The following is a 25,249-nucleotide window of genomic DNA, read 5'->3' on the forward strand; positions in this document are numbered from 1 at the left end:
TTACCCGGTAAATGGCGCGCGCGGCGCACCCTACAAAAGTCGTAGGTGCGGGACTGCCCCGCCATCAGGCCGGACTGGCGTCGAAGCTGTCGGCCCGCGCCATGTGCCACATGCGCCGGTAGAACTCGCCGGAAATCTCCCCGCCGAGCAGTTCGCCTGGTTGCAGGAACACGTGCAGTTGCGAGTAGAGCTTGATCTCGCTGGCCGACATGCGCCGCACCAGGTGCCTGGCCTCGATCTGCGAGGGATGGCTGAGGCCGGCGGCGGCGATCATCTCGGACAGGGCCTTGAGCGTGTTGCGATGGAAGTTGTAGACCCGCTGGGCCTTGTCCGGCACCACCAGGGCGCGCTGGCGCAGCTTGTCCTGGGTGGCCACGCCGGTCGGGCACTTGTTGGTGTGGCAGGACTGCGACTGGATGCAGCCGATGGCGAACATGAAGCCGCGCGCCGAGTTGGCCCAGTCGGCGCCCAGGGCCATCACGCTGGCGATGTCGAAGGCGCTGACGATCTTGCCGCTGGCGCCGAGGCGGATCTTGTCGCGCAGGTTCAGGCCGACCAGGGTGTTGTGCACGAACAGCAGCCCCTCGCGTAGTGGCACGCCGATGTGGTCGGTGAACTCCAGCGGTGCCGCGCCGGTGCCGCCTTCCTTGCCGTCGATGACGATGAAGTCGGGCAGGATGCCGGTTTCCAGCATGGCCTTGGCGATGCCCATGAACTCCCAGGGATGCCCCAGGCACAGCTTGAAGCCGACCGGTTTGCCGCCGGACAGCTCGCGCAGCCGGGCGATGAAATTCATCATCTCGATGGGCGTGGAGAACGCGCTGTGGCGAGCCGGCGAGATGCAGTCGCAGCCCATGGGCACGCCCCGGGTCAGGGAGATTTCCCGGGTGATCTTGTGCTTGGGCAGGATGCCGCCGTGGCCGGGCTTGGCGCCTTGGCTCAGCTTGATCTCGATCATCTTCACCTGCGGGTTCGCGGCCTGTTCGGCGAAGCGCTCGGGATCGAAGACGCCGTCCTCGGTGCGGCAGCCGAAATAGCCGCTGCCCAGCTCCCAGACCAGGTCGCCGCCGTTCTCGCGGTGATAGGGGCTGATGCTGCCCTCGCCGGTGTCGTGGTAGAAGCCGCCCATCTTCGCGCCCTGGTTCAGCGCGCGGATGGCGTTGGCGCTGAGCGAGCCGAAGCTCATCGCCGAGATGTTGAACACCGAGGCCGAGTAGGGCTGCGTGCACTGCGGCCCGCCGACGTTGACGCGGAAGCCGGCCGGGTCGCTGTGGTCGGCCGGCAGCATGGAGTGGCCGATGAACTCGAAGCCGTTCTGGTACACGTCGCTCAGGGTGCCGAACGGCTTGTCGGCGGTCTCGTTCTTGGCCCGCGCATAGACCAGCGAGCGCTGCGCGCGGGAGAACGGCAGGCGGTCGTCGTCGCCTTCCAGCAGGTACTGGCGGATTTCCGGGCGGATGCCTTCCACCAGGTAGCGGATATTGCCGAGGATCGGGTAGTTGCGGCGCACCGCCTGGCGCGTCTGCAACAGGTCGTTGACCCCGATCAGGCTGAGCACCCCGGTCAGCACGGTCAGTGGCCACAGCCACTCGTGGGAGCCGAGGAAGGGCAGGCTGAGCAGGGTGAAGGCCACGCAGAAGGCGAAGAAGGCGTAGCGGCTGAGCAGGGACAGGTTCATGGGGCGTCCTTGGCGAAACGACGGAAAGGGATCGAAGAAGATATACCGCAAATGCTGCGTTTCGTGGCTTACCGATCCTGAACAAGTGTTTTGCCCGTGGGGGCGTCGTGCGCAGTGTTTCCAGGGAGCGGTGCGTTCTACGGGGCTGCATCTCGTGGCTGGATGGGGCGTTCCCTCACCCTAGCCCTCTCCCGGAGGGAGAGGGGACTGGTACGTGCGCTCTCTCAGGCTCCGTGCTGCTTGCTCCCTTCTCCCTCCGGGAGAGGGGCCGGGGGTGAGGGGCCTTCGTCAACCCAACGCACCGTCCTCACCCCCTTTTCGTTTGCAGGAACAACGCGAACAGCTCGGAGTACGACTTGATCCCGAGGCTGGTTGGACCCGCTGAGCGGTGCATCCTCCGGACTGCATCTCGTGGCTGGATGGGGCGTTCCCTCACCCTAGCCCTCTCCCGGAGGGAGAGGGGACTGCTACGTGCGCTCCCTCAGGCTCCGTGCTGCTCTTGCCCCTTCTCTCTCCGGAAGATGGACCGGTGCGTGCATTCCCTCAGACTCCGTGCTGCTTGCTCCCCTCTCCCTCCGGGAGAGGGGCCGGGGGTGAGGGGCTCTCGTCAATCCGACGCACCTTCCTCAACCCTTTTGCGCTTGCAGGAACAACGCGAACAGCTCGGAGTGCGATTTGATCCCGAGCTTGGAGTAGATGTGCTTGCGGTGGACCTTCACCGTCTCGGCGGAGATGTCCAGCTTGCGGGCGATCTCCTTTCCCGAGCAGCCGCTGAGCATCAGCCGGGCGATTTCCAGTTCGCGGGCGGTGAGGGCGTTTTCCACCTTCTGCCCGGCGGCTTCCAACTGGTTCTGCCAGGCCGGCGCGGGTGGCGGAGGGCTGGCGAGGAATTCGCTCTCGAAGGCCAGGCGCTGGCGCATCAGCGCGGCGACCCAGGGTTGGATGATGCCGAGCAGGGCGATCTGTTCCGGGCTGAACGGCTGGCGGGCGCCGAGCGACAGGCACAGGGTGCGCTCGCCATCCAGCAGGACGTTGATCTGCACCTCGTCGGCCACCACGTTGAGGCGGAAGTAGCGCTGGTAGTAGTCGGTCTGCTCGAAGCATTCCGGCGCCACGTCGGCCAGCCGGAACTGGCCGCCGACGCGCTGTTCGCGGCTGGCGATGTAGAACGGGTCGAGCTGGTAGAGGCCGGCGAGGTAGTCCTGGAACAACGTGTCCGGGCCGCCGTCCAGGCCCGGGCACTCGGCGAACACCTGCGGCCGGCCGTCGCTGAAGAGCAGGGCGACCCAACTGTCGAACTCGACGTACTGCTCCAGCAGGCGCACCAGCGCGATCCAGAAGCCTGGCCTGTCCAGCGCATCGATCAGCTTGCCGACCGACTGGTGCCAGGCGACGTCCTGCAAGGTGAGTCCCATGTCCTACCCCCGATGGGTTACTCCGCGGGTGTGATTATCGGTTCCCGCCCATGGCGCCATACTCGGGCCATGCAGCGACGGATGCCGGGCATTCTGACGGCAGACGAAAGAACAAGGAACCGCGATGAAGATAGAGCTCGTGCAACTGACCGGCCGCGACGGCGACACTAGCCACAACCTGGCCCGTGTCCTCGACGCCATTGGCGCCTGCGCCGCCGATACCGACCTGGTGGTCTTCCCGGAAACCTACCTGATGGGCTTCCCCACCCCGGAGAACATCGCCCGCCTGGCCGAGCCGCTGGACGGCCCGAGCATGCGAGCCGTGCAGCGCGCCGCCGAGGAGAAGGACGTGGCGGTGGTGGTCGGCCTGGCGGAAAGCGACGCCGGCCGCTTCTACAACACCACCGTGCTGATCACTCCCCAGGGCGTTGCCCTGAGCTATCGCAAGACCCACCTCTGGTCCTCTGACCGGGGCGTCTTCACCCCCGGCGACCGTTACGCCACCGCGCTGTGGAAGGGCGTTCGCGTCGGCATCCTGATCTGCTTCGATATCGAGTTCCCGGAGAGCGCCCGCGCCCTGGCCCAGCTCGGCGCCGAGCTGATCCTGGTCACCAACGGCAACATGGACCCCTACGGGCCGACGCACCGCACCGCGATCATGGCCCGCGCCATGGAAAACCAGGCCTTCGCGGTGATGGTCAACCGCGTCGGCAGCGGCGACGACGGCCTGGTGTTCGCCGGCGGCAGCGCGGTGGTCGACCCGTTCGGCCACCTGCTCTGCGAGGCCGGGCGCGAGGAATGCCGGCAGATCGTCGAGCTCGACCTCGGCCAGTTGCAGGCCGCACGCAGCGACTACCGCTACCTGGACGACCGCCGCATGGTCCTGCCGGGCGAGCTGATCGAGCACGCCGACGGCCGTCGCGAGCTGCTCATTCCCTGACGACGGGCTCCGCCCGCCTAGCCGCCGCGCCTGGCGCACGGCGGCCGCTTCACCCTTCGCCGACTCGGCTCTGCCATAACAATCGATAAACAGGAGTAGCGGAATGGCTCAATTACAGCGCACCTTGTCGCTGGGCTCGGTGGTGCTTTTCGGCATCGCCTACATGACCCCGATCATCGTCCTCGGCACCTTCGGCATCCTCGCCGACGTCACCCATGGGGTAGTCCCCGCCGCCTACGTGGCCGCCTCGCTGGCCATGCTGTTCACCGCCCTGAGCTATGCCAGGATGGCCGCCGCCTTCCCGGTGGCCGGCTCGGCCTACACCTACGTGCGCAAGTCGATCAGCCCCAAGCTGGGCTTCATCGCCGGCTGGGCGGTGCTGCTCGACTACCTGTTCCTGCCCATGGCCATCTGGCTGATCGGCGCCGCCTACCTGGGCTCGGCCTTCCCGTCGATTCCCCAGCCGCTGTGGGTACTGGCCTTCATCGCGGTCACCTCGGCGATCAACGTGATCGGCCTGAAGCTGGCCAAGACCGTCAACGGCGTGCTGATGCTGGTGCAGTTCCTCGTGCTGGTCGCCTTCGTCGCGCTGTGCGTGCACTACGTGCTGGGGGACGCGAGCAAGCCGCTGTGGTCGCTGGCGCCGTTCTTCGATGGCGGCCTGAACCTGCCGCTGGTGATGGGCGGCGCGGCCATCGCCTGCTATTCGTTCCTCGGCTTCGATGCGGTGAGCACGCTGACCGAGGAAACCCACGAGCCGCGCAAGACCATTCCCCGGGCGATCCTGCTGATCACCCTGATCGGCGGCCTGATCTTCATCGTCACCTCGTACTTCGTGCAGCTCGCCCATCCGGGCGCGGTCTTCGACAACGCCGACTCGGCCGCCTACGAGATCGCCCGCAACATCGGCGGCGACCTGTTCGTCTCGGTGTTCCTGATCGGCCTGATCGTCGGCCAGTTCACCTCCGGTCTCGCGGCCCAGGCCAGCGCCTCGCGCCTGCTGTTCGCCATGGGCCGCGACGGCGTGCTGCCGCAGAAGCTGTTCGGCACCCTGAGCCAGCGCTTCGGCACGCCGGTCGGCAGCATCCTGCTGTGTGGCGTGGTGGCCTTGCTGGCGCTGAAGCTGGACGTGGCCACCTCGACCTCGTTCATCAACTTCGGCGCCTTCCTGGCCTTCACCCTGGTCAACCTGTCGGTGATCTTCCACTACTGGATCGGCAGCGAGCGTCGCGACCCCCGAGATCTGCTGCTGCACCTGATCTGCCCGCTGGTGGGCATGGGCGCGACGCTGTGGCTGATGGCCAGCCTGGATCACCTGGCGATCACCCTCGGCCTGTCCTGGCTGGCGCTCGGCGTGGTCTACCTGGGCTGGCTCACCGGCGGCTTCCGTCGCCAGCCGCCGGAGATGCATTTCGACGCGGCGTGACGGTGAGAACGGCGCCCCTTGGCGGGGCGCCGTCCAGCCTCAGCCCGGGCTGGCGCCCAGCAGCTTGCCGGCGGCCGGCTGGCGTGGCGAGGCATCCGTTGCCGGTCCGGGCTCGCCCAGTTGTTCGGCGTCGGCACGTTCGGCGGTGGACAGGTCGCTGGCGCGGTGACCGGTGATGCGCAGCAGGGCCAGGGTGCAGGCCAGCGAGACCACGGCGTAGATGGCCGAGGCGATGGCCACGCCGACGATGCTGCCGGTGGAGTTGAGAATCCACTGGGCGAGTACCGGCGTGGCGCCGCCTACCGCCAGCGAGCAGAGCTGGTAGGCCAGCGACAGGCCGGAGTAGCGCACGCGGGTGGGGAAGGCACGGGCCAGGATGCCGCCGATGGCGCCGTAGAACATGGCGTGGGGGATGGTGGCCAGACACATGCCGACGGCGGCGATCCAGTACACCTCGGTTTCCACGGCGAAGAACATGGCCGGCATCAGGATGAATTCCGGCAGCACCATGATGGCCACCGCCTTGCGCATGTCGATGCGCGAGGTGAGCAGTGCCCCCAGCGGCTGGCTGATGAACTGCACGACCAGGGCGATGATGATGATGCTGAGGAAGGTGCCCTGACTGTAGCCCAGCGTCTTGGTGGCCCAGGACAGCGCGAAGGTGCTCTTGAAGTAGGTGACGTGGATCACCGGCAGGGTGCCAGCGCCGAGCAGCACCACCAGCCAGTGCTTGCGCAGCACTTCCATGATCGGCAGCTTCGCGGTCTTCTTCTCGCGCAACAGGCGCTGCATGTCCGGCGATTCTTCCAGGGTCAGGCGGATCACCATGCCGACGATCACCAGCAGCGCCGAGAGCAGGAAGGGAATGCGCCAGCCCCAGAGCATGAAGTCGGGCGTGGGCAGCGTGCTGAGCGCGAAGAAGGCCAGGGTCGCCAGCAGGTTGCCGGTGGGCGAACCCTGCTGGGCGAAGGCGGCGTAGAGGATGCCCTTGCCCTTGGGCGCGCTTTCGCTGGCGATGAGGATCGCGCCACCCCATTCGCCACCCACCGCGATGCCTTGAAGGATACGTAGCAGGACCAGCGTAGCTGGCGCCCAGATGCCGATCTGCGCGTAGGTCGGTAGCAGGCCGATGCCCATGGTGGCCACGCCCATCATGACCAGGGTGATCACCAGGGTGGTCTTGCGACCGATGCGGTCGCCGAGGTGGCCGAAGATGACGCCGCCCAACGGCCGGGCGACGAAGCCGGACCAGAGGGTGACGAAGGAGAGCAGGGTGGCGAGGCCGGGGTCCATGTCCGACGGGAAGAAGACCTTGCCGAACACCAGCGCGGCCGCCAGCCCGTAGATGTAGAAGTCGTACCACTCGATGGTGGTGCCGATGAAGGACGCGATGCCCGCCTTGCGGGCCTTGCGATGTTGTTCCCGGTCGTCCGGGAGCGTGGCGTGGCTCATTGACTCCACCTCTCTTGTTCTTTTTGTCAGGGCACGCCAGGCGCGGGGCTCCCACCGATACAGGCAAGGGCCGGCGCTGACGTGTGGCTAGGGACTCGAGTCGAGCCGGAGTCTAGGAGGGCGAACGATAAATCAATAGTCGTTTGTTCTTATGGAGTGATAACCGAATCCGTATCGTGGCCGGTCGACAGGGCGCGGAGCGTGGCGAGGAAGTCCTCCGCCGCCTGGGAAGGGTTCTCCACGGCGAGGATGGCATGGATCTCAGACAGTTCGCCGCGCTGCCGGATGGCCACGCAGCTCACGTCGCGGTGCCAGGCCCGGCACAGGGTTTCCGGCAGCAGGGCGACGCCCATGTCCTGGGCGACCATGGCGACGATGGTTTGCCAGAGCCGCGCCTCGTGGCGGATCTGCGGGCTGAAGCCGGCGGCGACGCAGCAGGCGATGATCAGGTCGTGGTAGTGGGGCGCGGCCGGGCGTGGGAAGAGGATGAACGGCTCGTCGCGCAGTTCGCCGAGGTCGATCCGTTCGGCACCGGCCAGGCGATGTCCGGGGGGCAGGCAGCAGAGGAAAGGCTCGGCCAGCAGCAACTCGGAGCGCAGCCCGGCCGGCAGCGTGCCGCGATGCACGAAGCCGATGTCGATCTGGCCGCGTTGCAGGGCCTGGGCCTGTTCGGCGCTGTTCATCTCCTGCAGCACCACTTCCATTCCCGGATGTTCGGCCTCGAAGCGGCTCACCGCCGTCGGCAGGCCACGGTAGAGCATGGAACTGACGAAGCCCGCCCGCAGGCGCCCCAGGGCGCCCTGGGCCGAGCGCAGGGTCAGGCGCCTGGCCTGCTCGGCCTGCAGCAGCAGGTTGCGCGCCTCCTCCAGAAGCACCTGGCCGGCGGCGGTCAGCTTCACCGACTTGTTGTTGCGCACCAGCAACTGGATGCCGAGCTGTTCCTCCAGCTTCTTGATGTCGAAGCTCAGGGCCGGCTGGGAGATGAACAGGCGCGCGGCGGCGCGGCCGAAGTGCAACTCCTCGGCGACGGCGACGAAGTAGCGAAGTTGCTTGAGATCCATGGCGGGCGTACCACGACGATATGATTTTCTTATCGTAGATATTTTTAATTGTATTGGATACTTATCGAAGGGCTTCCTAGCCTCGGCGTCACTACAAGACGGAGTGACGCCATGAACGCCATGCTCGAAAGCCCCGCCGGGGACGACCTGAACATCCCCGACAGCGGCGGGATGAACCTCTTCACCTGCGACCCCGACCTGGCCCGACTGCTGGCCGCCTACCTGCCGGAGGACGTACTTGGCCCCTGGCTGCCAGAGCTGGAGCGCCTCGGCGCCCGGGCCGGCGGCGAGCTGGACCAACTGGCGCTGTCGGCGGACAAGAACCCGCCCGTGCTGGCCAGCCGCACCCGCCGGGGTGAGGACCTGCAGAGGGTGATCAAGCATCCGGACTTCGTCGCCCTGGAGAGGGTGGCCTACGCCGAACTGGGTCTGGCCTCCCTGAGCCACGTGCCGGATGGCCCGCCGCCGTTGATCAAGTACGCGCTCACCTACCTCTTCGTGCAGGCCGAGTTCGGCCTGTGCTGCCCGGTGAGCATGACCGACTCACTGACCCGCACCCTGCGCAAGTACGGCTCGCCGGAACTGGTGGAACGCTACCTGCCGATGCTCGCCTCGCGGGACTTCGACAGTCTCTACCAGGGCGCCATGTTCATGACCGAGCAGGCCGCCGGCTCCGACGTGGCGCGCACCCGTACCCGGGCGCGGCGGGAAGACGGCGCCTGGAAGCTCTACGGCGACAAGTGGTTCTGCTCCAACCCGGACGCCGACCTGGCCATGGTGCTGGCTCGGCCGGATGACGCGCCGGAAGGCATGGCGGGGGTGACCCTGTTCCTGCTGCCCAAGCACCTGCCGGACGGCACGTGCAACACCTACCGGATCGTGCGCCTGAAGGACAAACTCGGCAGCCGTTCCATGGCCAGCGGCGAGATCGTCCTGGAAGGCGCCACCGCTTACCTGATCGGCGAAGTCGGCCGTGGCTTCCAGCAGATGGCGGACATGGTGAACATGTCGCGCCTGTCCAACGGCGTGCGCGCCGCCGGTCTGATGCGCCGGGCGCTCAGCGAGGCGTTGTTCGTCGCGCGCAACCGGCAGGCCTTCGGCAAGCGCCTGCTGGACATGCCGCTGATGCAGCGGCAGTTGCTGAAGATGATGCTGCCCGCCGAGCAGGCACGCGCCATGTACATGCAGATCGCCACCCTGCTGCCGCTGGCCGACAGTGGTGACGAAGCGGCGCAGAAGTGCGTGCGCATCCTCACCCCGCTGATCAAGTTCCGTGCCTGCCGCGACGCCCGGAAAGTCACCGGCGACGCCATGGAGGTGCGCGGCGGGGTCGGCTACATCGAGGAGTGGAGCGACCCGCGCCTAGTGCGCGACGCCCACCTGGGCTCGATCTGGGAGGGCACCAGCAACATCGTGGCTCTGGACATCGCCCGCGCCGTCACCCGCGAGGACGCCCTGGTGCCGCTGGAGCGCTACCTGCGCAACCGGCTGTCCGAGGCGGCGCTGCCCGAGGCGGCCGAATGGCTGCTGGGTGACTGCCTGGCGCGCGCGGTGGCGGCCATGGCCAGTGTCGCCGAGCAGCGTCGCCACGAGCAGGTGCGCCAGGCCGGCGGTGCCCTCTACCACATCGCCACGGCCATCTTCATGGCTTGGGAAGCCCGCCGCCTGGCGCCGGACCATCGCCGCCTGGCGTTGGCCCTGCTGGTACTGCGTCACCGCCTGTTGCCGCGAGACCCGTTGCAGTTGCCGGTGCCGGATGCCGTGGACGACCTGCTGCCGCGCCTGGCCGCCGAAGCGTCGCTGACCCTGGACGAGGCCCTGAGCCTGTTGCCGAACTGACCTTCCGCCCGACGAGAACGACAATGACAACGAGCAATCCGCACGGCGCCTTGCGTGGCGTCAAGGTCATCGACCTCAGCCGGGTCCTGGGTGGGCCCTACTGTTCCCAGGCCCTGGCCGACCACGGGGCCGAAGTGATCAAGCTGGAGCCGCCGGGTGGCGACGAGACCCGTGGCTGGGGACCGCCCTTCGAGGGCGACACGGCTTCCTACTTCCGGGGCGTCAACCGCAACAAGAAGGGGCTGGTGGTGGACCTGTCCCGGCCGGAAGGCATCGAACTGCTGCTGAGCCTGCTGGAAAATGCCGACGTGCTGCTGGAGAACTTCAAGCCCGGCACCCTGGCGCGCTGGGGCATCGGCTACCGGGAGGTGCTGGCCGAGCGCTTCCCGCGCCTGATCCACTGTTCGGTGTCCGGCTTCGGTGCCGACGGCCCCCTCGGCGGGCTGCCGGGGTACGACGCGGCGATCCAGGCCATGGCCGGGCTGATGAGCGTCAACGGCGAGGCCGACGGCGGCCCCCTGCGTGTCGGCCTGCCCATCGTCGACATGGTCAGCGGTCTCAACGCCCTGGCCGGTATCCTCCTGGCGCTGCACGAGCGCCAGCACAGCGGTCGCGGCCAGTCCATCGACATCGCCCTGTACGACTGTGGCGTGTCGCTGCTGCATCCACACCTGCCGAACTTCTTCGCCTCCGGGCGGGTTACCCCGCGCAGCGGCAACGCCCACCCCAACATCACCCCCTACGACAGTTACCGCACCGGTGGCGAACCGATCTTCCTGGCGGTCGGCAACGACCGGCAGTTCGCCCGGCTCTGCGAGCACCTGGGGGCCGAGGTCCTGCTGGACGACCCGCGCTTCGCCGACAACGGCAAGCGCTCGGTGAATCGCCAGGCATTGAAGGGAGTCCTGGAGGGCTACCTGGCGGGACACGACGGCCGAGAACTGGCCGAGGCGCTGATCCGCGAAGGCGTGCCCTGCGGCGCGGTGGCCAGCGTGGACCAGGTGGTGGCGCATCCCCACACCCGGCACCGGAAGATGGTGGTGCAGATGGACGATTACCGGGGCATCGCCTCGCCGGTGAAGCTCTCGCGCACGCCGGCCAGCTACCGCAACCCGCCGCCTTCCCTGGGCGAGCACAGCCGCGAGGTGCTGGGCGCCCTGGGGCTGGACGCGGCGACCGTCGAGGACCTGATCCGGCGCGGCATCGTGCGCGGCTGAGCCTTTCCTCCATTCCCTGGAATCACATCGGAGATCGCCATGACGATCCGTGAAGCCGAGCCGCCGCTGCGGCTCGAACACCCGCGCGCGGGCGTGGCACTGCTGACGCTGAATCGCCCCGCCGTGCGCAATGCCCTGAACCTGGCCCTGCGCAAGGCCCTGGCCGAACAGGTGCGGCGCCTCGACGAAGACCCCGCCGTGCGCGTCATCATCATCAGCGGCGGCCCCTCGGTGTTCGCCGCCGGCGCCGACCTCGGCGAACTGGTGGACGCCTCGCCGCTGCAAGTGCAGCAGCGCCGCGTGGAGCGTTACTGGCAGGCCCTGGCGCAGTGCCGCAAGCCGTTGATCGCGGCGGTGAACGGCCTGGCCCTGGGCGGCGGCTGCGAGCTGGCGCTGCACGCCGACCTGATCGTGGCCGGCGCCACGGCGCGCCTCGGCCAGCCCGAGGTGCGCCTCGGCATCATGCCCGGCGCCGGTGGAACCCAGCGCCTGGTACGTGCCGTCGGCAAGTACCAGGCGCTGCGCATCCTGCTGAGCGGTTGCCTGGTGAGCGCCGGGGAGGCGCTGGCCATGGGCCTGGTGAGCGAGGTGACGGCACAGCCGGACGCGCTGCCAAGAGCCCTGGAACTGGCCGGGGAGATCGCCCGGCTGCCGGCCCTGGCCCTGGAGCAGATCAAGGAAGTGGTCCTGACCGGTGCAGACCTGCCGCTGGAGCAGGCGCTGAGCCTGGAGCGCAAGGCCTTCCACCTGCTGTTCGACACCCATGACCAGAAGGAAGGCATGCGCGCCTTCCTGGACAAGCGCGAGCCGGAGTACCAGGGACGATGAGCCGGCATGAACGCATCGATCGAATCGGCGTGGTCGGCACCGGCGCAATGGGGCAGGGGATCGCCCAGGTAGCGGCCTGCGCCGGCCTGGACGTGTACCTGTTCGACAGCCGTCCCGGAGCGGCGGAAGAGGCCCGTGAACGCATCGCCGTGGAGCTCCACCGTCAGGTGGAGCGCGGACGCCTCGACCCGGAAGGCGCTGTGTGCGCCCTGGCCGGCCTGCGACCGGTGGATGAACTGGCGCGGTTGGGGGATTGCCAGTTGGTGATCGAAGCCATCGTCGAAGACCTGGACGCCAAGCAGGCGTTGTTCCGCCAGTTGGAGTCCCTACTGGATGGCGGCGCCATCCTCGCCAGCAACACCTCTTCGCTGTCGATCACCGCCATTGCCTCGACCTGCGCCGATCCGGGCCGGGTCGCCGGCCTGCATTTCTTCAACCCGGTGCCGCGCATGCGCCTGGTGGAAGTGATTCCGGGCCTGATCACCCGCGCCGACGTGACCGAGCGCCTGGTGGAACTGGCCAGGACCCTAGGCCACAAGCCGGTGCGGGCCAAGGATACTCCCGGTTTCATCGTCAACCATGCCGGTCGCGCCTACGGTACCGAGGCGCTGCGCATCCTCGGCGAAGGCGTGGCGCAGCCGGCCGAGGTGGACGTCTTGCTGCGGGATGGCGCCGGCTTCCGCATGGGACCTTTCGAACTGCTCGACCTGATCGGCCTGGACGTCAGCCTGCCGGTGATGGAGTCGGTCTACCGCCAGTACTACGAGGAACCGCGCTACCGCCCCCATCCGCTGCTGCGGCAGATGCTCGCGGCCGGCCACCTGGGCCGCAAGAGCGGGCGCGGCTTCCATGTCTATCCGCCAGAACCCGTCGTGGACGCCATTGCGCCGTCCCGGACCGAGCCCTTGCCGCCGGTATGGCTGGCCGCCGACGACGAGGTGGCGGGGCAGCGCCTGCGCGCCCTCTTGGAACGGCTGGGCGCGCGGCTGGAAAACGGAGAGCGGCCATCCGCCAGGGCGCTCTGCCTGCTGGCGCCCCTGGGCGACGACGCCACCCAGGCCGCCCTGCGCCTGGCGCTGGACCCGGAACGGGTGGTGGCCATCGATGTCCTGGCCGAACTGGACGCACACCGCTGCCTGATGCCGACCCCGGCGACCCGGCCAACGTGGCTGCTGGCGGCTCGGACCTTGCTGACCGGCGACGGAGCCCAGGTCACGGTCATCCGCGACAGCGCCGGATTCGTGGTCCAGCGGACCCTGGCGAGCATCGTCAACCTGGGTTGCGACATCGCCCAGCAGGGAATCGCCACGGCGGCCGACATCGACCTCGCCGTGCGCCTCGGCCTCGGCTACCCGATGGGGCCGCTGGAGTGGGGCGACCGCCTGGGGCCGGCGCGGGTGCTGCTGATCCTCGAACGCCTGCACGAACTCAGCGGCGACCCACGTTACCGGCCCAGCCCCTGGCTGCGCCGCCGCGCTCGGCTGGGCTTGTCCTTGCGCCATGACAACCAAGGAGAATCCTGATGCTCGATGCCTATATCTACGCCGGCCTGCGCACCCCCTTCGGCCGCTATGCCGGGGCCCTGTCTGGCGTGCGTCCGGACGACCTGGTCGGCGAACTGCTGGTGCGGGTCATGGACACCTCCGGCTTGCCCGTGGAAGCCTTGGAGGACGTCATCCTCGGTTGCACCAACCAGGCCGGCGAGGACAGCCGCAACCTGGCGCGCAACGCGCTGCTGGCGGCGGGGCTGCCCTGGCAGGTGCCGGGGCAGACGGTGAACCGTCTCTGCGCCAGCGGCCTCGCCGCGCTGATCGACGCGGCGCGGGCCATCCACTGCGGCGAAGGCCAACTCTATCTGGCCGGTGGCGCAGAGAGCATGTCGCGCGCCCCCTTCGTCATCGGCAAGGCCGAAAGTCCCTTCAGCCGTAGGCTGGAGGCACACGATACGACCATCGGCGCGCGCTTCGCCAACCCTCGCCTGGTGCAGCGTCATGGAAGGCATTCCATGCCGGAGACGGCGGACCTGCTGGCGCATGAGTTCGGTATCGGCCGGGAAGACGCCGACCGCTTTGCCGCCGCCTCCCAGGCCCGCTACCAGGCGGCGCTGCGCGACGGCTTCTTCGATGACGAGATCCTTCCGGTGGAGATTCCCGGACGACGGGGTGGCCAGCCCCTGCGGGTGACGCGGGACGAACACCCGCGCCCGGATACCTGCCTGGAAGCCCTGGCCGCGCTGCCGACCCTGTTCCCCGGCGGCGTGGTCACCGCCGGCAACGCCTCGGGCCTGAACGATGGCGCGGCGGTACTGCTGCTGGGCGACCGGGCCATCGGCGAGCGGCATGGCGTGCGTCCATTGGCGCGGGTGCTCGCCTGCGCCAGCGTCGGGGTGGAGCCGCGAATCATGGGTATCGGCCCGAGTCCGGCGATCCGGCGCGCCCTGCAACGGGCCGGTCTCGCCCTGGAAGACATCGACCTTATCGAGATCAACGAGGCCTTCGCCGTCCAGGTCCTGGCCTGCCTCAAGGCGCTGGGCCTGGATTTCGACGACCCACGGGTCAACCCCCACGGCGGCGCCATCGCCATCGGCCATCCGCTGGGCGCGTCCGGCGCGCGCCTGGCGCTGACGGCCTGCCGCACCCTGCAACGCCGGCAATTGCGCTACGCCGTGGTCAGCCTCTGTGTCGGGCTGGGCCAGGGGGTGGCCATGGTTCTGGAGCGCGTCTGAGCGCTCCCGCACGGAAGGTGCGCCCGTAGCGCACCACAGTCTGGAGAGCACCATGTACAACAACAAGAACAACGCCCTCGCACTGACCGCCGTCCTGCTGGGCGGCTGGACCTCTTTCGGTCTGGCCGGGGAGGGCTTCCTGGAAGGTTCCAGCGCCTCGCTGCAACTGCGCAACTTCTACATGAACCGCGACTACCGGGACGGCGATGGCGTATCGCGCAACGAAGAATGGGCCCAGGGCTTCCAGTTGGACTACCGCTCCGGCTACACCCAGGGCACGCTCGGCCTGGGCGTCGACCTCGGCGGCCGGCTGGGGCTGAAGCTCGACTCCGGCGCTGGCCGGTCCGGCACCGGACTTTTGCCCACAGGGGACAGCGGTCATCCTGCCGATGACTACAGCCGTCTCGACCCGACCCTCAAGGCGCGCCTGGCACGCAGTGAGTTCCGGCTGGGCGCCCTGGTGCCCCGGCTACCGACCCTGCAGCCGAACCAGAGCCGGCTGTTTCCGCAGACCTTCCATGGCGGCCTGCTCAGTTCCCAGGAGCTCGACGGGCTGACCTTCACCCTGGCGCGCCTGGACGATGTCAGCCAGCGCAACGAAGGCGGCCGCAGCGACCTGGAACTGTTCAACCGCAACAAACGCTTCACCTCCGGGTTGCGCGCCGGGCACCTGGACCTCGTCGGGCTCGACTGGCAGGCGCGGCCCGGCTGGACCCTGAGCTACCACCTCGGCGAACTGGAGGACGTCTACCGCCAGCACTTCCTCGGTCTGCGCGGACAGATTCCGGTGGGCGAGGACCGCCTGGAACTCGATCTGCGCCTGTTCGACAGCAGCGATGCTGGCACCGGCTGGGCGCGGCGTATCGACAATCGCGCCCTCGGCGGGCTGTTCACCTACCGGCGTCACGACGGCCACGCGCTGGGGCTCGGCCTGCAGCGGATGAACGGCGACAGCGCCTTCCCCTACGTGCAGGGCGCCGATGCCTACCTGGTGAACTTCGGCCAGTACAACGACTTCGCCGAGCGCGGCGAGCGTTCCTGGCAACTTCGCTACGACTATGACTTCGTGGCCCTGGGCGTGCCCGGCCTGTCGCTCATGGCCCGTTACTTCAAGGGCTGGGACGGCCGCCTGGGTGGCGGCCAGGCGGTGGACGAGTGGGAACGCGACACCGATATCCGCTACGTGGTGCAGAGCGGGCCGCTGAAGAACCTCGGGCTGACCTGGCGCAACGCGGTCTACCGGACCAGCGAGGGCCGCGACGTGGACGAGAACCGGCTGATCCTCAGCTACAGCCTGCCGCTGTTCTGAGCGGTGGTTCGGGCCCGCCGCCGGTCCTGGCGGCGGGCTGCGCTCAACGCGCCGCGCTCACTCCTTCCAGGGTGGCGAACGAGGTGTCCTTGGCGGTGAGCAGGAAGTCGCGCATGAACGGCGCGTCCAGCATGTCGGCGCGGATCGCCGCGTAGAGGGTGGCGTACAGGCTCTTGTCGCCGAGCTTCTTCGCCGTCACGTAGCCCCGCGAGCTGTACTCGTGCAGCGCCCAGTTGGGCAGGCTGCAGACGCCTCGGCCGCTGGCCACCAGTTGCATCATCATCACCGTCAGTTCCGAGGTGCGCACCTGGGCCGGCTCGACGTCGGCCGGTTCGAGGAAGCGGGTGAAGATGTCCAGGCGGTCGCGCTCGATCGGGTAGGTGATCAGCGTTTCGCCGGCCAGGTCTTCCGGCACCACATAGGGTTTGCTCGCCAGCGGATGCTGGTTGGCCACGGCGAGCAGCGCCTCGTAGGTGAACAGCGGCACGTAGGTGATGCCGGGCAGTTCGATGGGGTCGGAGGTCACCACCAGGTCGAGGTCGCCGCGCGCCAGGGCCGGCAGCGGGGCGAAGGAGAAGCCCGAGGCCAGGTCCAGCTCGACTTCCGGCCAGGCGTCGCGGAACTGGTCGATGGTCGGCATCAGCCACTGGAAGCAACTGTGGCACTCGATGGCCATGTGCAACCGCCCGGCGGTGCCGCCGGCCAGGCGCGCCATGTCGCGTTCGGCGGCACGCAGTTGCGGCAGCAGGCTGTCGGCCAGTTGCAGCAGGCGCAGGCCGGCGCTGGTGAAGCGCACTGGCTTGGTCTTGCGTACGAACAGCGGCAGCCCCAGGCGCTCTTCCAGTTCCTTGAATTGGTGGGAGAGGGCGGACTGGGTCAGGTGCAGGCGTTCGGCGGCCTCCACCAGGCTATCGGCCTCGCGCAGGGCGTGCAGGGTTTTCAGGTGGCGGATTTCCAGCATGGCGGTTTCCCGAATAAGCGCTGAAGACGAGGCGCGGCCACGAGGCTTTTCCGTTCAGCCTCCAGCTTTCCAGCGCTCTTGATCGTCTTTTGAATTCAACATGAGCAATTCTTGAGATCATCAAGAATATGTTGAGTTTGTCTCATGCTGTGCCGGGTGTCGAGAATGGCGGCCATCCATAGATACAGATAGGAGACAACCCATGGCCCTGGCCCACAACCTCGGATTCCCCCGCATTGGCCGCGACCGCGAGCTGAAGAAAGCTCTCGAAGCCTACTGGAAGGGCGCTCTCGACGAAGCTGGCCTGCGCGCCGTCGGTCGCGAACTGCGTGCCGCCCACTGGCAGGCGCAGAAGGATGCCGGCATCGAGCTGCTGCCGGTCGGCGATTTCGCCTGGTACGACCAGGTGCTGACCCATTCGCTGACCTTCGGCGTGATCCCCGAGCGCTTCCGCCCGCACGACGGCAAGCCGGGCCTCGACACCCTGTTCGGCATGGCGCGTGGCGTCACCAGTAGCTGCTGCGGCGGTGCCCACGCCCAGGAAATGACCAAGTGGTTCGACACCAACTACCACTACCTGGTCCCCGAATTCACCGCCGACCAGCAGTTCAGCCTGAGCTGGGAACAACTGTTCGAGGAGGTCGAGGAAGCCCGGGCCCTCGGCCACAAGGTCAAGCCGGTGCTGATCGGTCCGCTGACCTACCTGTGGCTGGGCAAGGCCAAGGGCGACGAGTTCGACAAGCTCGACCTGCTCGAACGCCTGCTGCCGATCTACGGCGAAATCCTCGACCGCCTGGCGGAGCAGGGCGTGGAGTGGGTGCAGATCGACGAACCGATCCTCGCCCTCGACCTGCCGCAGGACTGGAAAAATGCCTACGAGCGCGCCTACCACCTGCTCCAGCACGCCAAGCTGCGGAAGCTGGTGGCGACCTATTTCGGCGGCCTGGAAGACAACCTCGGCCTGGCCGTCGGCCTGCCGGTGGATGGCCTGCACATCGATCTGGTGCGCGCACCCGAGCAACTGCCGCTGGTGCTCGACCGCCTGCCCAGCTACAAGGTGCTGTCCCTCGGCGTGGTCAATGGCCGCAACGTCTGGCGCTGCGACCTGGACAAGGCCCTGGCGCAACTGCGCGAGGCCGAGCAGCGTTTCGGCGCCAATCTCTGGGTGGCGCCGTCCTGCTCGTTGCTGCACAGCCCGGTCGATCTCGGTCGCGAAGACCAACTGGATGCCGAGCTGAAGAGCTGGTTGGCCTTCGCCGTGCAGAAGTGCGCCGAAGTCGCCACCCTGGCCGCCGCCCTGAACGCGCCGGGCAGCGTCGATGCCGCCCTCGCCGAGAGCCGCGCCGTGCAGGAAAGCCGCGCCAGCTCGCCGCGCATCCACAAGCCGGCGGTGCAGGCCCGCCTGGCGGCGATCAAGCCCGAGGACAGCCAGCGCAAGTCGCCTTTCGCCCAGCGCATCGAGAAGCAGCGCGCGCTGCTGAACCTGCCGGCGTTCCCCACCACCACCATCGGTTCCTTCCCGCAGACCTCGGCGATCCGCCTGGCCCGCCAGTCCTTCAAGCAGGGCAAGCTGTCGGCGGCCGAGTACACCGAGGCGATGCACGCCGAGATCCGCCACGCGGTGGAAGTGCAGGAGAAGCTGGGCCTGGACGTGCTGGTGCACGGCGAGGCCGAGCGCAACGACATGGTCGAGTACTTCGCCGAGCAGCTCGACGGCTACGCCTTCACCCGCTTCGGCTGGGTGCAGAGCTATGGCTCGCGCTGCGTGAAGCCGGCGGTGATCTACGGCGACCTGAGCCGTCCGAAGGCGATGACCGTGGAATGGATCGCCTACGCGCAGAGCCTCACCGACAAGGTGATGAAGGGCATGCTGACCGGTCCGGTGACCATGCTGATGTGGTCCTTCCCGCGCGAGGACGTGTCCCGCGAGGTGCAGGCCCGTCAACTGGCACTGGCGATCCGCGACGAGGTGGTGGACCTAGAGGCGGCCGGGATCAGGATCGTGCAGATCGACGAGGCGGCCTTCCGCGAGGGCCTGCCGCTGCGCCGCGCCCAGTGGCAGCACTACCTGGACTGGGCCACCGAGGCGTTCCGCCTGACCGCTTCCGGGGTGCTCGACGAGACGCAGATCCACACCCACATGTGCTACAGCGAGTTCAACGACGTGATCGAGTCGATCGCCGCCATGGACGCCGACGTCATCACCATCGAGACTTCGCGCTCGGACATGGAGCTGCTGGACGCCTTCGAGCGCTTCGAGTACCCCAACGAGATCGGCCCGGGCGTCTACGACATCCACTCGCCACGGGTGCCGGACAGCGCCGAGATGGTCAAGCTGCTGGAAAAGGCCGCCCGCCGTATCCCGGCCGAGCGCCTGTGGGTCAACCCCGACTGCGGCCTGAAGACCCGCGCCTGGCCGGAGACCGAGGCGGCGCTGGTCAACATGGTGGCGGCGGCGCGGCAGTTGCGGGCGCAGTTGGCCTGAGACGCCGTCCCTCACCCCCGGCCCCTCTCCCGGCGGGAGAGGGGCCGGGCTTATTCCTGCTGGCGGAAGAAACGGCTCGGCGGGCTGCCGAAGGCGCGCTTGAACATGGCGCTGAAGGCGCTCGGGTTGGCGTAGCCAAGCTGCCCGGCGACCTCGCCCAGGCGCTGGCCCTGGGCGATCAGGGTGGCGGCGTGGGACAGCCGCAGTTGCTGGCGCCAGGCGGCGAAGCCCATGCCCAGTTCGTTCCTGAACAGGCGCGTCAGGGTGCGCTCGCTGGCTCCCACGCGCTCGGCCCAGCGCGCCAGGCTGAGGTCGGCGGCCGGTTCCTCGATCAGTGCCTGGCAGAGGCTGAGCAGGCGCCGGTCCTGGGGCAGCGACAGGCCCAGGGCCAGCGGCCTGGCGAGGCGCATCTCTTCCACCAGCAGGGCCAGGATCAGGCCACGGCGCGGCTCTGCGGGCGGCTCCGGGTCGGCCAGCGCCTCGATCAGCGCCCCCATCAGCGGCGACACATCCATCACCCGGCAGGCGTCCAGCGGCAGCGGCGAGGTGCCGGTGTCCACGTACAGGGTGCGGAAATCGGCGTCGCTGAGGATGGCGGCCTGGTGCTCGACCCGGGGTGGAATCCAGATGGCCCGGTACGGCGGCACCACCCAGGCGGCGTCCGCCGTGGCCAGTCGCAGCGTGCCGCTGACGGCGAAGATCAGTTGTCCCCATGGGTGGTTGTGCCAGGCGGTCTCCGAGGCCGCCGGGGCGCGGCGCAGGTTCACCGTGACCGGCTCGACCGCCGACGGTGGACGGCGCGGGGTGGGTTCGTAGCGGCCGGGCGTGCGGGTGGTCCGGGGCATGGGCGTCCCTGAGTGGATGGCGGGTTTGCGACAATTATTGGCTTTCTGGCTTGTGGCCGCCAGCGGCGGCTCATCGCTAGAGTGGTGCGGCGTGGCCGGCGCGGTACCCGGCCGGACTCTTCGTCGTGCAAGGAGCTTCCGATGTCCACCCCCCTGGCTGACACCATGTTCGAACCGGTCGTCCCGGAAGGCGACCGGGAGCGGCGTCGGCGCGAGTTCGCCACCATCGGCCTGGTGAGCGTCGCCCACGGTTCGTCGCACTTCTTCCAGTTGCTGCTGGCGCCGCTGTTCCCCTGGCTGATGGCGGAGTTCGACCTGGGCTTCACCCAGGTCGGCCTGGCGATGACGCTGTTCTTCGTGATCTCCGGCGCCGGCCAGGCGGTCGCCGGGTTCGCCGTGGACCGCTTCGGCCCGGGCCGGGTGCTGATGTTCGGCGAATCCTGCCTGGTGCTGTCCGGACTGGCGCTGGCGGCTGCGCCGGGCTATGCCGGGCTGTTCCTCGCCGCGGCGCTGGCCGGCACCGGCAACGCGGTCTACCACCCGGCCGGCTTCACCGTCCTCAACCGGCGGTTGTCCGAGGCGCGGCTGGGGCATGGTTTCGCCATGCACGGCCTGGCCGGCAACCTGGGCTGGGCGCTGGCGCCGGCCCTGCTGACCGGCGTGGCGGCCTGGGCGAACTGGCGGCTGGCGGCGCTGGTGGCCTCGGCGCTGGCCCTGGCGATCCTCCTGCTGCTGGTCTGGCAGCGCCGGCTGCTGGCGGTGCCGACGACGGAGCACTCGGCGGACGACCCGGCGCCGACCACCTTCGCCTTCCTCGGCGTGCCGGCGGTGTGGCTGTGCTTCGCCTTCTTCTTCTGCACCGCGACGGCCTTCGGTGCCTTCCAGAACTTCGGCGGGCCGGTGCTGCGCGAGGTCTACGGCATGTCCCTGGCCTCGGCGGCCAGCGCGGTATCGCTGTTCCTGTTCAGCGGCGCGGTCGGAGTGGTCGCCGGCGGCTTCCTGGCGGCCCGTGGCGGCGCCCACGAGCGCCAGGTCGCCTGCATCCTGTTGGCGGCCGCGCTGCTGGCGGTGCTGCTGGCCAGCGCCGTGCTGCCGCCGGCCCTGGCACCGCTGCTGATGGCGCTGATCGGTTTCTGCAACGGCCTGGCCAACCCCTCGCGCGACCTGCTGGTGCGCCGCGCGGCGGTGGGGCGCTTCGGACACCGGGCGTTCGGGCGCATCTACGGTCTGGTCTACTCCGGCCTGGATGCCGGCATGGCGCTGTCGCCGCTGCTGTTCGGCCTGTTCATGGACGCCGGGCGCTTCGCCCTGGTGCTGCTGGGCGTGGCGCTGTTGCAGGTCGCCGCGACGCTGACTGCGCTGGGGGTTGGCCGGCAGCGTTGAGTCGAACGACCGTTCGGCGACCTTCATCAAATTGTCATCGAACTGTGGCAGCGCCCTCGAACGAATGTCCGCAAACTCCTGATCCACTGGGGATTTGCGTTCTGGATTCTTGCGATGCGCGTTTTCGTCTTTCTCGCCGCGATGCTTTGCGGCCTGTCTTCCTTTGCTGCCGGGCGCTGCGATGTGGCGGCGCCCATCGAAACCGCCGACCTCGGCGACGTGCGCCTGGCCTACCAGAGTGTCGGCCGCGCACGTGATCCGGCCTTGCTGCTGGTCATGGGCCTGGGCGGGCAACTGATCCACTGGCCCGACGAAGTGGTCGAGCGCCTGTGCCGGCAGGGCTTCCGGGTGATCCGCTTCGACAACCGCGACGTCGGCCTGTCCACCTGGGCGCACCGGCCGGCGGCGCCCAACCTGACCTACGAAGTGCTCCGCTACCGGCTCGGTATCGGCGTGACGGCGCCCTATCGCCTGCGCGACATGGCCAGCGACGCCCTGGGCCTGATGGACGACCTCGGCATCCAGCGCTTCCACGTGCTCGGCGCCAGCATGGGCGGGATGATCGCCCAGCATCTCGCCGACCTGTCGCCCGAGCGGGTGCTCAGCCTGACCCTGATCATGACCAGCTCCGGCGCCCAGGGCCTGCCGGCGCCCAGCCCGGCGCTGCTGCAACTGCTGGCGCGGCGCGAGGCGGATAGCCGCGAACAGGCCATCGAGCAACAGGCCGACCTGCTCGCCGCGCTGGGGAGCCCGGCCGTGAGCGATGACCGTGGTCAACTGCTGGAGCAGGCGCGACTCTCCTACGACCGCGCCTTCAACCCGGAAGGCGTGCAGCGCCAGTTGCTCGCCATCCTCGCCGAGCCTAGCCGCGTCGAACTGCTCAACCGCCTGCGCGTGCCGACCCTGGTGGTGCACGGCACCGCCGATCCGCTGCTGCCGGTGATGCACGGCGTACACGTCGCCGCACATATCCGGGGCAGCGAACTGCGGCTGATCCCCGGCCTGGCGCACCGCTTCCAGGAAGCCTTCAAGGAGCCGCTGCTGGCGGTGGTGCTGCCATACCTGGCGGCGCACCGGCAAACGGTGGGCGTGGCGCAATTGTAGGATGGGTGGCAACCCATCGCACCCGCTGCTCCATCCCCACCGGCAGGCGGCAGGACTTGATACAAGTCAGTACCTGGGCAGACCTGCCGCCTAGACTGGTTGGCACCATTAGAGGGAGCCCGCCATGCACCAGATCCTGCCCAGCCTCGCCGAACTCGACGATCACGCCCGGAGCGAGCCGGCCTTCGCCGCCTGGCGTAGCGGCCACGGACCACTCCAGCACAGCGCCGAAACCCAGGCTGGCGTGTTCCGCATCGCCCATCAACTGGTCCAGGCCGGCTTGCAGCCGGACCTGCGCAGCGTCTATGAACTGTTCCATGCCCTCGACCACCTGACCGCCACCGGCCTGTGGCTGGTGGCGCACATGACCTATGCCCGCCGCGTTCGCCTGGACGGCGCGCCGCTGGAGCGCGAGGACTTCAAGCCGGTGCCCGAGGGGCATACCGGCGGCGCGCTGAACATGGTGCCGGCCTATGCCGGCTACCTGGCGCTGAACTCCCTGACCGGACAGACCCGCGGCTGGCTGATGGGGCAGGGGCATTGCGTGGCGGCGATCGAGGCGCTCAACCTGCTGGTCGGCAACCTGCAGCCGGAACAGGCGGAGCGCTACAGCCTCGACGAGGCGGGGCTGAGCCGCCTGTGCGGCGATTTCTACAGCTACGCCCAGGCCGCCGACGGCCGTCCCGGCGTGCCGCTGGGCAGCCACGTCAACCCGCACACCGCCGGCGGCATCGCCGAAGGCGGCTACCTGGGCTTCGCCGAATTGCAGTACGCCCACCTGCCGCTGCCGGGCGAGACGCTGGTGGCCTTCCTGTCCGACGGCGCCGCCGAGGAGCAGCGCGGCAGCGACTGGATACCGCGCTGGTGGCGCGCCGAGGACTGCGGCACGGCGTTGCCGGTGATGATCGCCAACGGCCGGCGCATCGAGCAGCGCACCGAACTGGGCACCCTGGAGGGGCTGGAAGGCTTCAAGCAGCACCTGCGTCGCTGCGGCTTCGACCCGATCAGCTTCGACGGCCGCGACCCTGCCGCCTTCGTCTGCACCTTGTGGGAAATGGAGCAGCGCCTGGCGCGCCGGGTGCACGAGAAGGACAGCGGCATCCTCGCCTATCCGTTGCCGATCCCCTACGGCATCGCCGAGACGGTCAAGGGGTATGGCTTCCATGGCGCCGGCAGCAACGCCGCGCACAACCTGCCGCTGCCGGGCAGCCCATACGACGACGAGACGGCGCGGGGGCACTTCAACCAGTCCGCCGCACAGCTCTGGGTGGCCCCGGACGAGCTGGACGCCGCGCTCGGCCTGTTCGCCCGCCAACGCGCCGACCTGCTCCCCGAGCGCGACAATCCGCTGGCCAACCGGCATCCCGTCGAACCGCTCCTGCCGGAGCTGCACTGGCGTGATGAGGCTTGTTCGCCGATGGCCGCGCTGGACCGTTTCTTCGTCGACCTGGTGGCTGCCAACCCCGGCCTGCGCGCGCGGGTCGGCAACCCCGACGAACTGGCCAGCAACCGCCTGGGCGGCGTGCTCAAGGCGCTCAGGCACCGGGTCAGCGAGCCGGAAAGCGATCTGGAGGCGGTGGATGGACGGGTGATCACCGCGCTCAACGAGGAAGCGGTGGTGTCCGCCTGCCTGGCCAACCAGGCGGGGCTGAACCTGGTGGCCAGCTACGAGGCGTTCTGCGTGAAGATGCTCGGCGCGATGCGCCAGACGCTGATCTTCGCCCGCCAGCAGAAGGAGGTCGGGCGCCCGGCCGGCTGGCTCGGCTGGCCGCTGGTGGCCACCTCGCACACCTGGGAGAACGGCAAGAACCAGCAATCGCATCAGGACACCACTTTCTGCGAAGCGCTGCTCGGCGAGGCGAACGACGTGGTTCGCGTGCTGTTCCCCGCCGACCACAACAGCCTGCTGGCGTTGCTGCCGGCGATCTACCGGGCGCGCGGCCAACTGTCCTGCGTGGTGGCGCCCAAGCGCGAGCGCCCGGCGGTGTTCGACCGGGAGCGGGCCGAAAGCCTGGCGCGCGACGGTGCGATTCTGGTCGAGGAGGTCGAGGGCGCCGATCCGCTGCTGCTGATCGCCAACGGCAGCTACCAGTTGCAGGAGATGCGCCGCGCCGCCGAACGCCTGGCCGTGGCAGGGTACGCCTACCGATTGGTCTACTTGCAGGAGCCGGGCCGCTTCCGCGAGCCGCGCGACCGCTGGGAAGCGGAAGCCACCGCCGACGCGGCGCTGCGCGAGGCGCTGTTCCCGGTCGACGCGCGGCGTGTGCTGCTGACCCACATGCGCCCGGAAGTCGCCCGTGGCCACCTCTGGCCGATCCTCCCCGACGCCCGCCGCAGCGCGGTGCTCGGCTACCGCAACCGGGGTGGGACGTTCGATGAGGCCGGAATGCTGTTCGCCAACGCGGCCACCTGGGCCCACGTCCTGGCCGCCTGCGCGCAACTGCTGGAAGTACCGCTCGACAGCCTGCTCACCGAGGACGAATCCGCTGCCGTGGCCGGGAAGGGCGATCCGCTGGTGCTGCGCTGAGTGGTGGGCTGAAGCCCACCCTACGCGGCTCGTCGTAGGGTGGATGTCGCTTCT

General features: G+C 68.8%; 18 protein-coding genes. 12 read left to right on the forward strand and 6 right to left on the reverse strand.

Features of this window, described 5'->3' with window-relative positions; all coding sequences use genetic code 11:
* Nucleotides 1–64: 64 nt before the first annotated feature.
* Both PSEWESI4_RS17275 and PSEWESI4_RS17280 read right to left on the reverse strand, forming a co-directional pair.
* Entirely contained in the window at nucleotides 65–1,678 is a 1,614-nt protein-coding gene (locus PSEWESI4_RS17275) for an FMN-binding glutamate synthase family protein (RefSeq protein ID WP_187672454.1), read from the reverse strand.
* A gap of 626 nt (nucleotides 1,679–2,304) precedes the next feature.
* Nucleotides 2,305–3,093, reverse strand: a complete 789-nt coding sequence (locus tag PSEWESI4_RS17280; protein ID WP_187672455.1) for a helix-turn-helix transcriptional regulator — start codon at nucleotides 3,091–3,093, stop codon at nucleotides 2,305–2,307.
* A 124-nt stretch (nucleotides 3,094–3,217) separates the two neighbouring features.
* Between PSEWESI4_RS17280 and PSEWESI4_RS17285 the strand changes: the two genes are divergently transcribed.
* Entirely contained in the window at nucleotides 3,218–4,033 is an 816-nt protein-coding gene (locus tag PSEWESI4_RS17285) for a carbon-nitrogen hydrolase family protein (RefSeq protein ID WP_187672456.1), read from the forward strand.
* A gap of 103 nt (nucleotides 4,034–4,136) precedes the next feature.
* Entirely contained in the window at nucleotides 4,137–5,459 is a 1,323-nt protein-coding gene (locus tag PSEWESI4_RS17290) for an APC family permease (RefSeq protein ID WP_187672457.1), read from the forward strand.
* Nucleotides 5,460–5,498: 39 nt separating this feature from the next.
* Here PSEWESI4_RS17290 and PSEWESI4_RS17295 read toward each other — a convergent pair whose 3' ends face one another.
* Nucleotides 5,499–6,911, reverse strand: a complete 1,413-nt coding sequence (locus PSEWESI4_RS17295) for an MFS transporter (protein WP_187672458.1) — start codon at nucleotides 6,909–6,911, stop codon at nucleotides 5,499–5,501.
* 149 nt (nucleotides 6,912–7,060) lie between these two features.
* Entirely contained in the window at nucleotides 7,061–7,972 is a 912-nt protein-coding gene (locus tag PSEWESI4_RS17300; protein ID WP_187672459.1) for a LysR substrate-binding domain-containing protein, read from the reverse strand.
* Nucleotides 7,973–8,083: 111 nt separating this feature from the next.
* Here PSEWESI4_RS17300 and PSEWESI4_RS17305 point away from each other — a divergent pair, with 111 nt between their 5' ends.
* From PSEWESI4_RS17305 to PSEWESI4_RS17330, 6 genes are read left to right on the forward strand one after another with little or no spacing between them, the layout of a single operon-like run.
* The gene (locus PSEWESI4_RS17305; protein ID WP_187672460.1) at nucleotides 8,084–9,811 is read left to right on the forward strand and encodes an acyl-CoA dehydrogenase family protein; all 1,728 of its coding nucleotides are present in this window, start codon (nucleotides 8,084–8,086) and stop codon (nucleotides 9,809–9,811) included.
* A gap of 23 nt (nucleotides 9,812–9,834) precedes the next feature.
* Nucleotides 9,835–11,028 (forward strand): CaiB/BaiF CoA transferase family protein, encoded by a 1,194-nt coding sequence (locus PSEWESI4_RS17310; protein WP_187672461.1) that lies wholly within the window; start codon nucleotides 9,835–9,837, stop codon nucleotides 11,026–11,028.
* Between the two features lie 39 nt (nucleotides 11,029–11,067).
* Nucleotides 11,068–11,856: an enoyl-CoA hydratase-related protein gene (locus tag PSEWESI4_RS17315; RefSeq protein WP_187672462.1), complete on the forward strand. Its 789-nt coding sequence runs from the start codon at nucleotides 11,068–11,070 to the stop codon at nucleotides 11,854–11,856.
* Nucleotides 11,853–13,379 carry a 3-hydroxyacyl-CoA dehydrogenase gene (locus tag PSEWESI4_RS17320; protein ID WP_187672463.1) on the forward strand — a complete coding sequence of 509 codons (1,527 nt, stop codon included), beginning with the start codon at nucleotides 11,853–11,855 and terminating at the stop codon, nucleotides 13,377–13,379. Before PSEWESI4_RS17315 ends, PSEWESI4_RS17320 begins: the two co-directional genes overlap by 4 nt.
* A complete protein-coding gene (locus PSEWESI4_RS17325; protein WP_187672464.1) occupies nucleotides 13,379–14,581 on the forward strand; it encodes a 3-oxoadipyl-CoA thiolase in 1,203 nt (400 codons plus the stop codon). Before PSEWESI4_RS17320 ends, PSEWESI4_RS17325 begins: the two co-directional genes overlap by 1 nt.
* A 52-nt stretch (nucleotides 14,582–14,633) precedes the next feature.
* Nucleotides 14,634–15,890, forward strand: a complete 1,257-nt coding sequence (locus PSEWESI4_RS17330) for an OprD family porin (RefSeq protein ID WP_187672465.1) — start codon at nucleotides 14,634–14,636, stop codon at nucleotides 15,888–15,890.
* 43 nt (nucleotides 15,891–15,933) lie between these two features.
* Here the strand turns inward: PSEWESI4_RS17330 and metR are convergent, their stop codons facing one another.
* Entirely contained in the window at nucleotides 15,934–16,851 is a 918-nt protein-coding gene (gene metR / locus PSEWESI4_RS17335; protein WP_187672466.1) for a transcriptional regulator MetR, read from the reverse strand.
* Nucleotides 16,852–17,053: 202 nt separating this feature from the next.
* On the opposite strand from metR, the gene metE reads away from it, so the two are divergent.
* Nucleotides 17,054–19,336: a 5-methyltetrahydropteroyltriglutamate--homocysteine S-methyltransferase gene (metE, locus tag PSEWESI4_RS17340; RefSeq protein WP_187672467.1), complete on the forward strand. Its 2,283-nt coding sequence runs from the start codon at nucleotides 17,054–17,056 to the stop codon at nucleotides 19,334–19,336.
* 50 nt (nucleotides 19,337–19,386) lie between these two features.
* Here the strand turns inward: metE and PSEWESI4_RS17345 are convergent, their stop codons facing one another.
* Nucleotides 19,387–20,181, reverse strand: coding sequence for an AraC family transcriptional regulator (locus PSEWESI4_RS17345; protein WP_187672468.1), 795 nt, complete (start codon nucleotides 20,179–20,181; stop codon nucleotides 19,387–19,389).
* 141 nt (nucleotides 20,182–20,322) lie between these two features.
* Here PSEWESI4_RS17345 and PSEWESI4_RS17350 point away from each other — a divergent pair, with 141 nt between their 5' ends.
* From PSEWESI4_RS17350 to PSEWESI4_RS17360, 3 genes are all read left to right on the forward strand, one after another.
* Nucleotides 20,323–21,564, forward strand: coding sequence for an MFS transporter (locus PSEWESI4_RS17350; protein ID WP_210768858.1), 1,242 nt, complete (start codon nucleotides 20,323–20,325; stop codon nucleotides 21,562–21,564).
* 114 nt (nucleotides 21,565–21,678) lie between these two features.
* Entirely contained in the window at nucleotides 21,679–22,668 is a 990-nt protein-coding gene (locus tag PSEWESI4_RS17355; RefSeq protein WP_187672469.1) for an alpha/beta fold hydrolase, read from the forward strand.
* Between the two features lie 124 nt (nucleotides 22,669–22,792).
* The gene (locus tag PSEWESI4_RS17360) at nucleotides 22,793–25,195 is read left to right on the forward strand and encodes a phosphoketolase family protein (RefSeq protein ID WP_187672470.1); all 2,403 of its coding nucleotides are present in this window, start codon (nucleotides 22,793–22,795) and stop codon (nucleotides 25,193–25,195) included.
* The last annotated feature ends 54 nt before the right edge of the window (nucleotides 25,196–25,249 follow it).

The organism is Zestomonas carbonaria, from assembly GCF_904061905.1.
GTDB classification, from domain to species: domain Bacteria; phylum Pseudomonadota; class Gammaproteobacteria; order Pseudomonadales; family Pseudomonadaceae; genus Aquipseudomonas; species Aquipseudomonas carbonaria.

Coding starts and splice junctions, on each gene's coding strand:
- PSEWESI4_RS17315 (WP_187672462.1), top strand. CDS start 11,068: ATGACGATCCGTGAAGCCGAGCCGCCGCTGCGGCTCGAACACCCGCGC.
- PSEWESI4_RS17310 (WP_187672461.1), top strand. CDS start 9,835: ATGACAACGAGCAATCCGCACGGCGCCTTGCGTGGCGTCAAGGTCATC.
- metE (WP_187672467.1), top strand. CDS start 17,054: ATGGCCCTGGCCCACAACCTCGGATTCCCCCGCATTGGCCGCGACCGC.
- PSEWESI4_RS17300 (WP_187672459.1), bottom strand. CDS start 7,972: ATGGATCTCAAGCAACTTCGCTACTTCGTCGCCGTCGCCGAGGAGTTG.
- PSEWESI4_RS17360 (WP_187672470.1), top strand. CDS start 22,793: ATGCACCAGATCCTGCCCAGCCTCGCCGAACTCGACGATCACGCCCGG.
- PSEWESI4_RS17320 (WP_187672463.1), top strand. CDS start 11,853: ATGAGCCGGCATGAACGCATCGATCGAATCGGCGTGGTCGGCACCGGC.
- PSEWESI4_RS17325 (WP_187672464.1), top strand. CDS start 13,379: ATGCTCGATGCCTATATCTACGCCGGCCTGCGCACCCCCTTCGGCCGC.
- PSEWESI4_RS17350 (WP_210768858.1), top strand. CDS start 20,323: ATGTCCACCCCCCTGGCTGACACCATGTTCGAACCGGTCGTCCCGGAA.
- PSEWESI4_RS17280 (WP_187672455.1), bottom strand. CDS start 3,093: ATGGGACTCACCTTGCAGGACGTCGCCTGGCACCAGTCGGTCGGCAAG.
- PSEWESI4_RS17355 (WP_187672469.1), top strand. CDS start 21,679: ATGCGCGTTTTCGTCTTTCTCGCCGCGATGCTTTGCGGCCTGTCTTCC.
- PSEWESI4_RS17330 (WP_187672465.1), top strand. CDS start 14,634: ATGTACAACAACAAGAACAACGCCCTCGCACTGACCGCCGTCCTGCTG.
- PSEWESI4_RS17275 (WP_187672454.1), bottom strand. CDS start 1,678: ATGAACCTGTCCCTGCTCAGCCGCTACGCCTTCTTCGCCTTCTGCGTG.
- PSEWESI4_RS17295 (WP_187672458.1), bottom strand. CDS start 6,911: ATGAGCCACGCCACGCTCCCGGACGACCGGGAACAACATCGCAAGGCC.
- PSEWESI4_RS17290 (WP_187672457.1), top strand. CDS start 4,137: ATGGCTCAATTACAGCGCACCTTGTCGCTGGGCTCGGTGGTGCTTTTC.
- PSEWESI4_RS17305 (WP_187672460.1), top strand. CDS start 8,084: ATGAACGCCATGCTCGAAAGCCCCGCCGGGGACGACCTGAACATCCCC.
- PSEWESI4_RS17285 (WP_187672456.1), top strand. CDS start 3,218: ATGAAGATAGAGCTCGTGCAACTGACCGGCCGCGACGGCGACACTAGC.
- PSEWESI4_RS17345 (WP_187672468.1), bottom strand. CDS start 20,181: ATGCCCCGGACCACCCGCACGCCCGGCCGCTACGAACCCACCCCGCGC.
- metR (WP_187672466.1), bottom strand. CDS start 16,851: ATGCTGGAAATCCGCCACCTGAAAACCCTGCACGCCCTGCGCGAGGCC.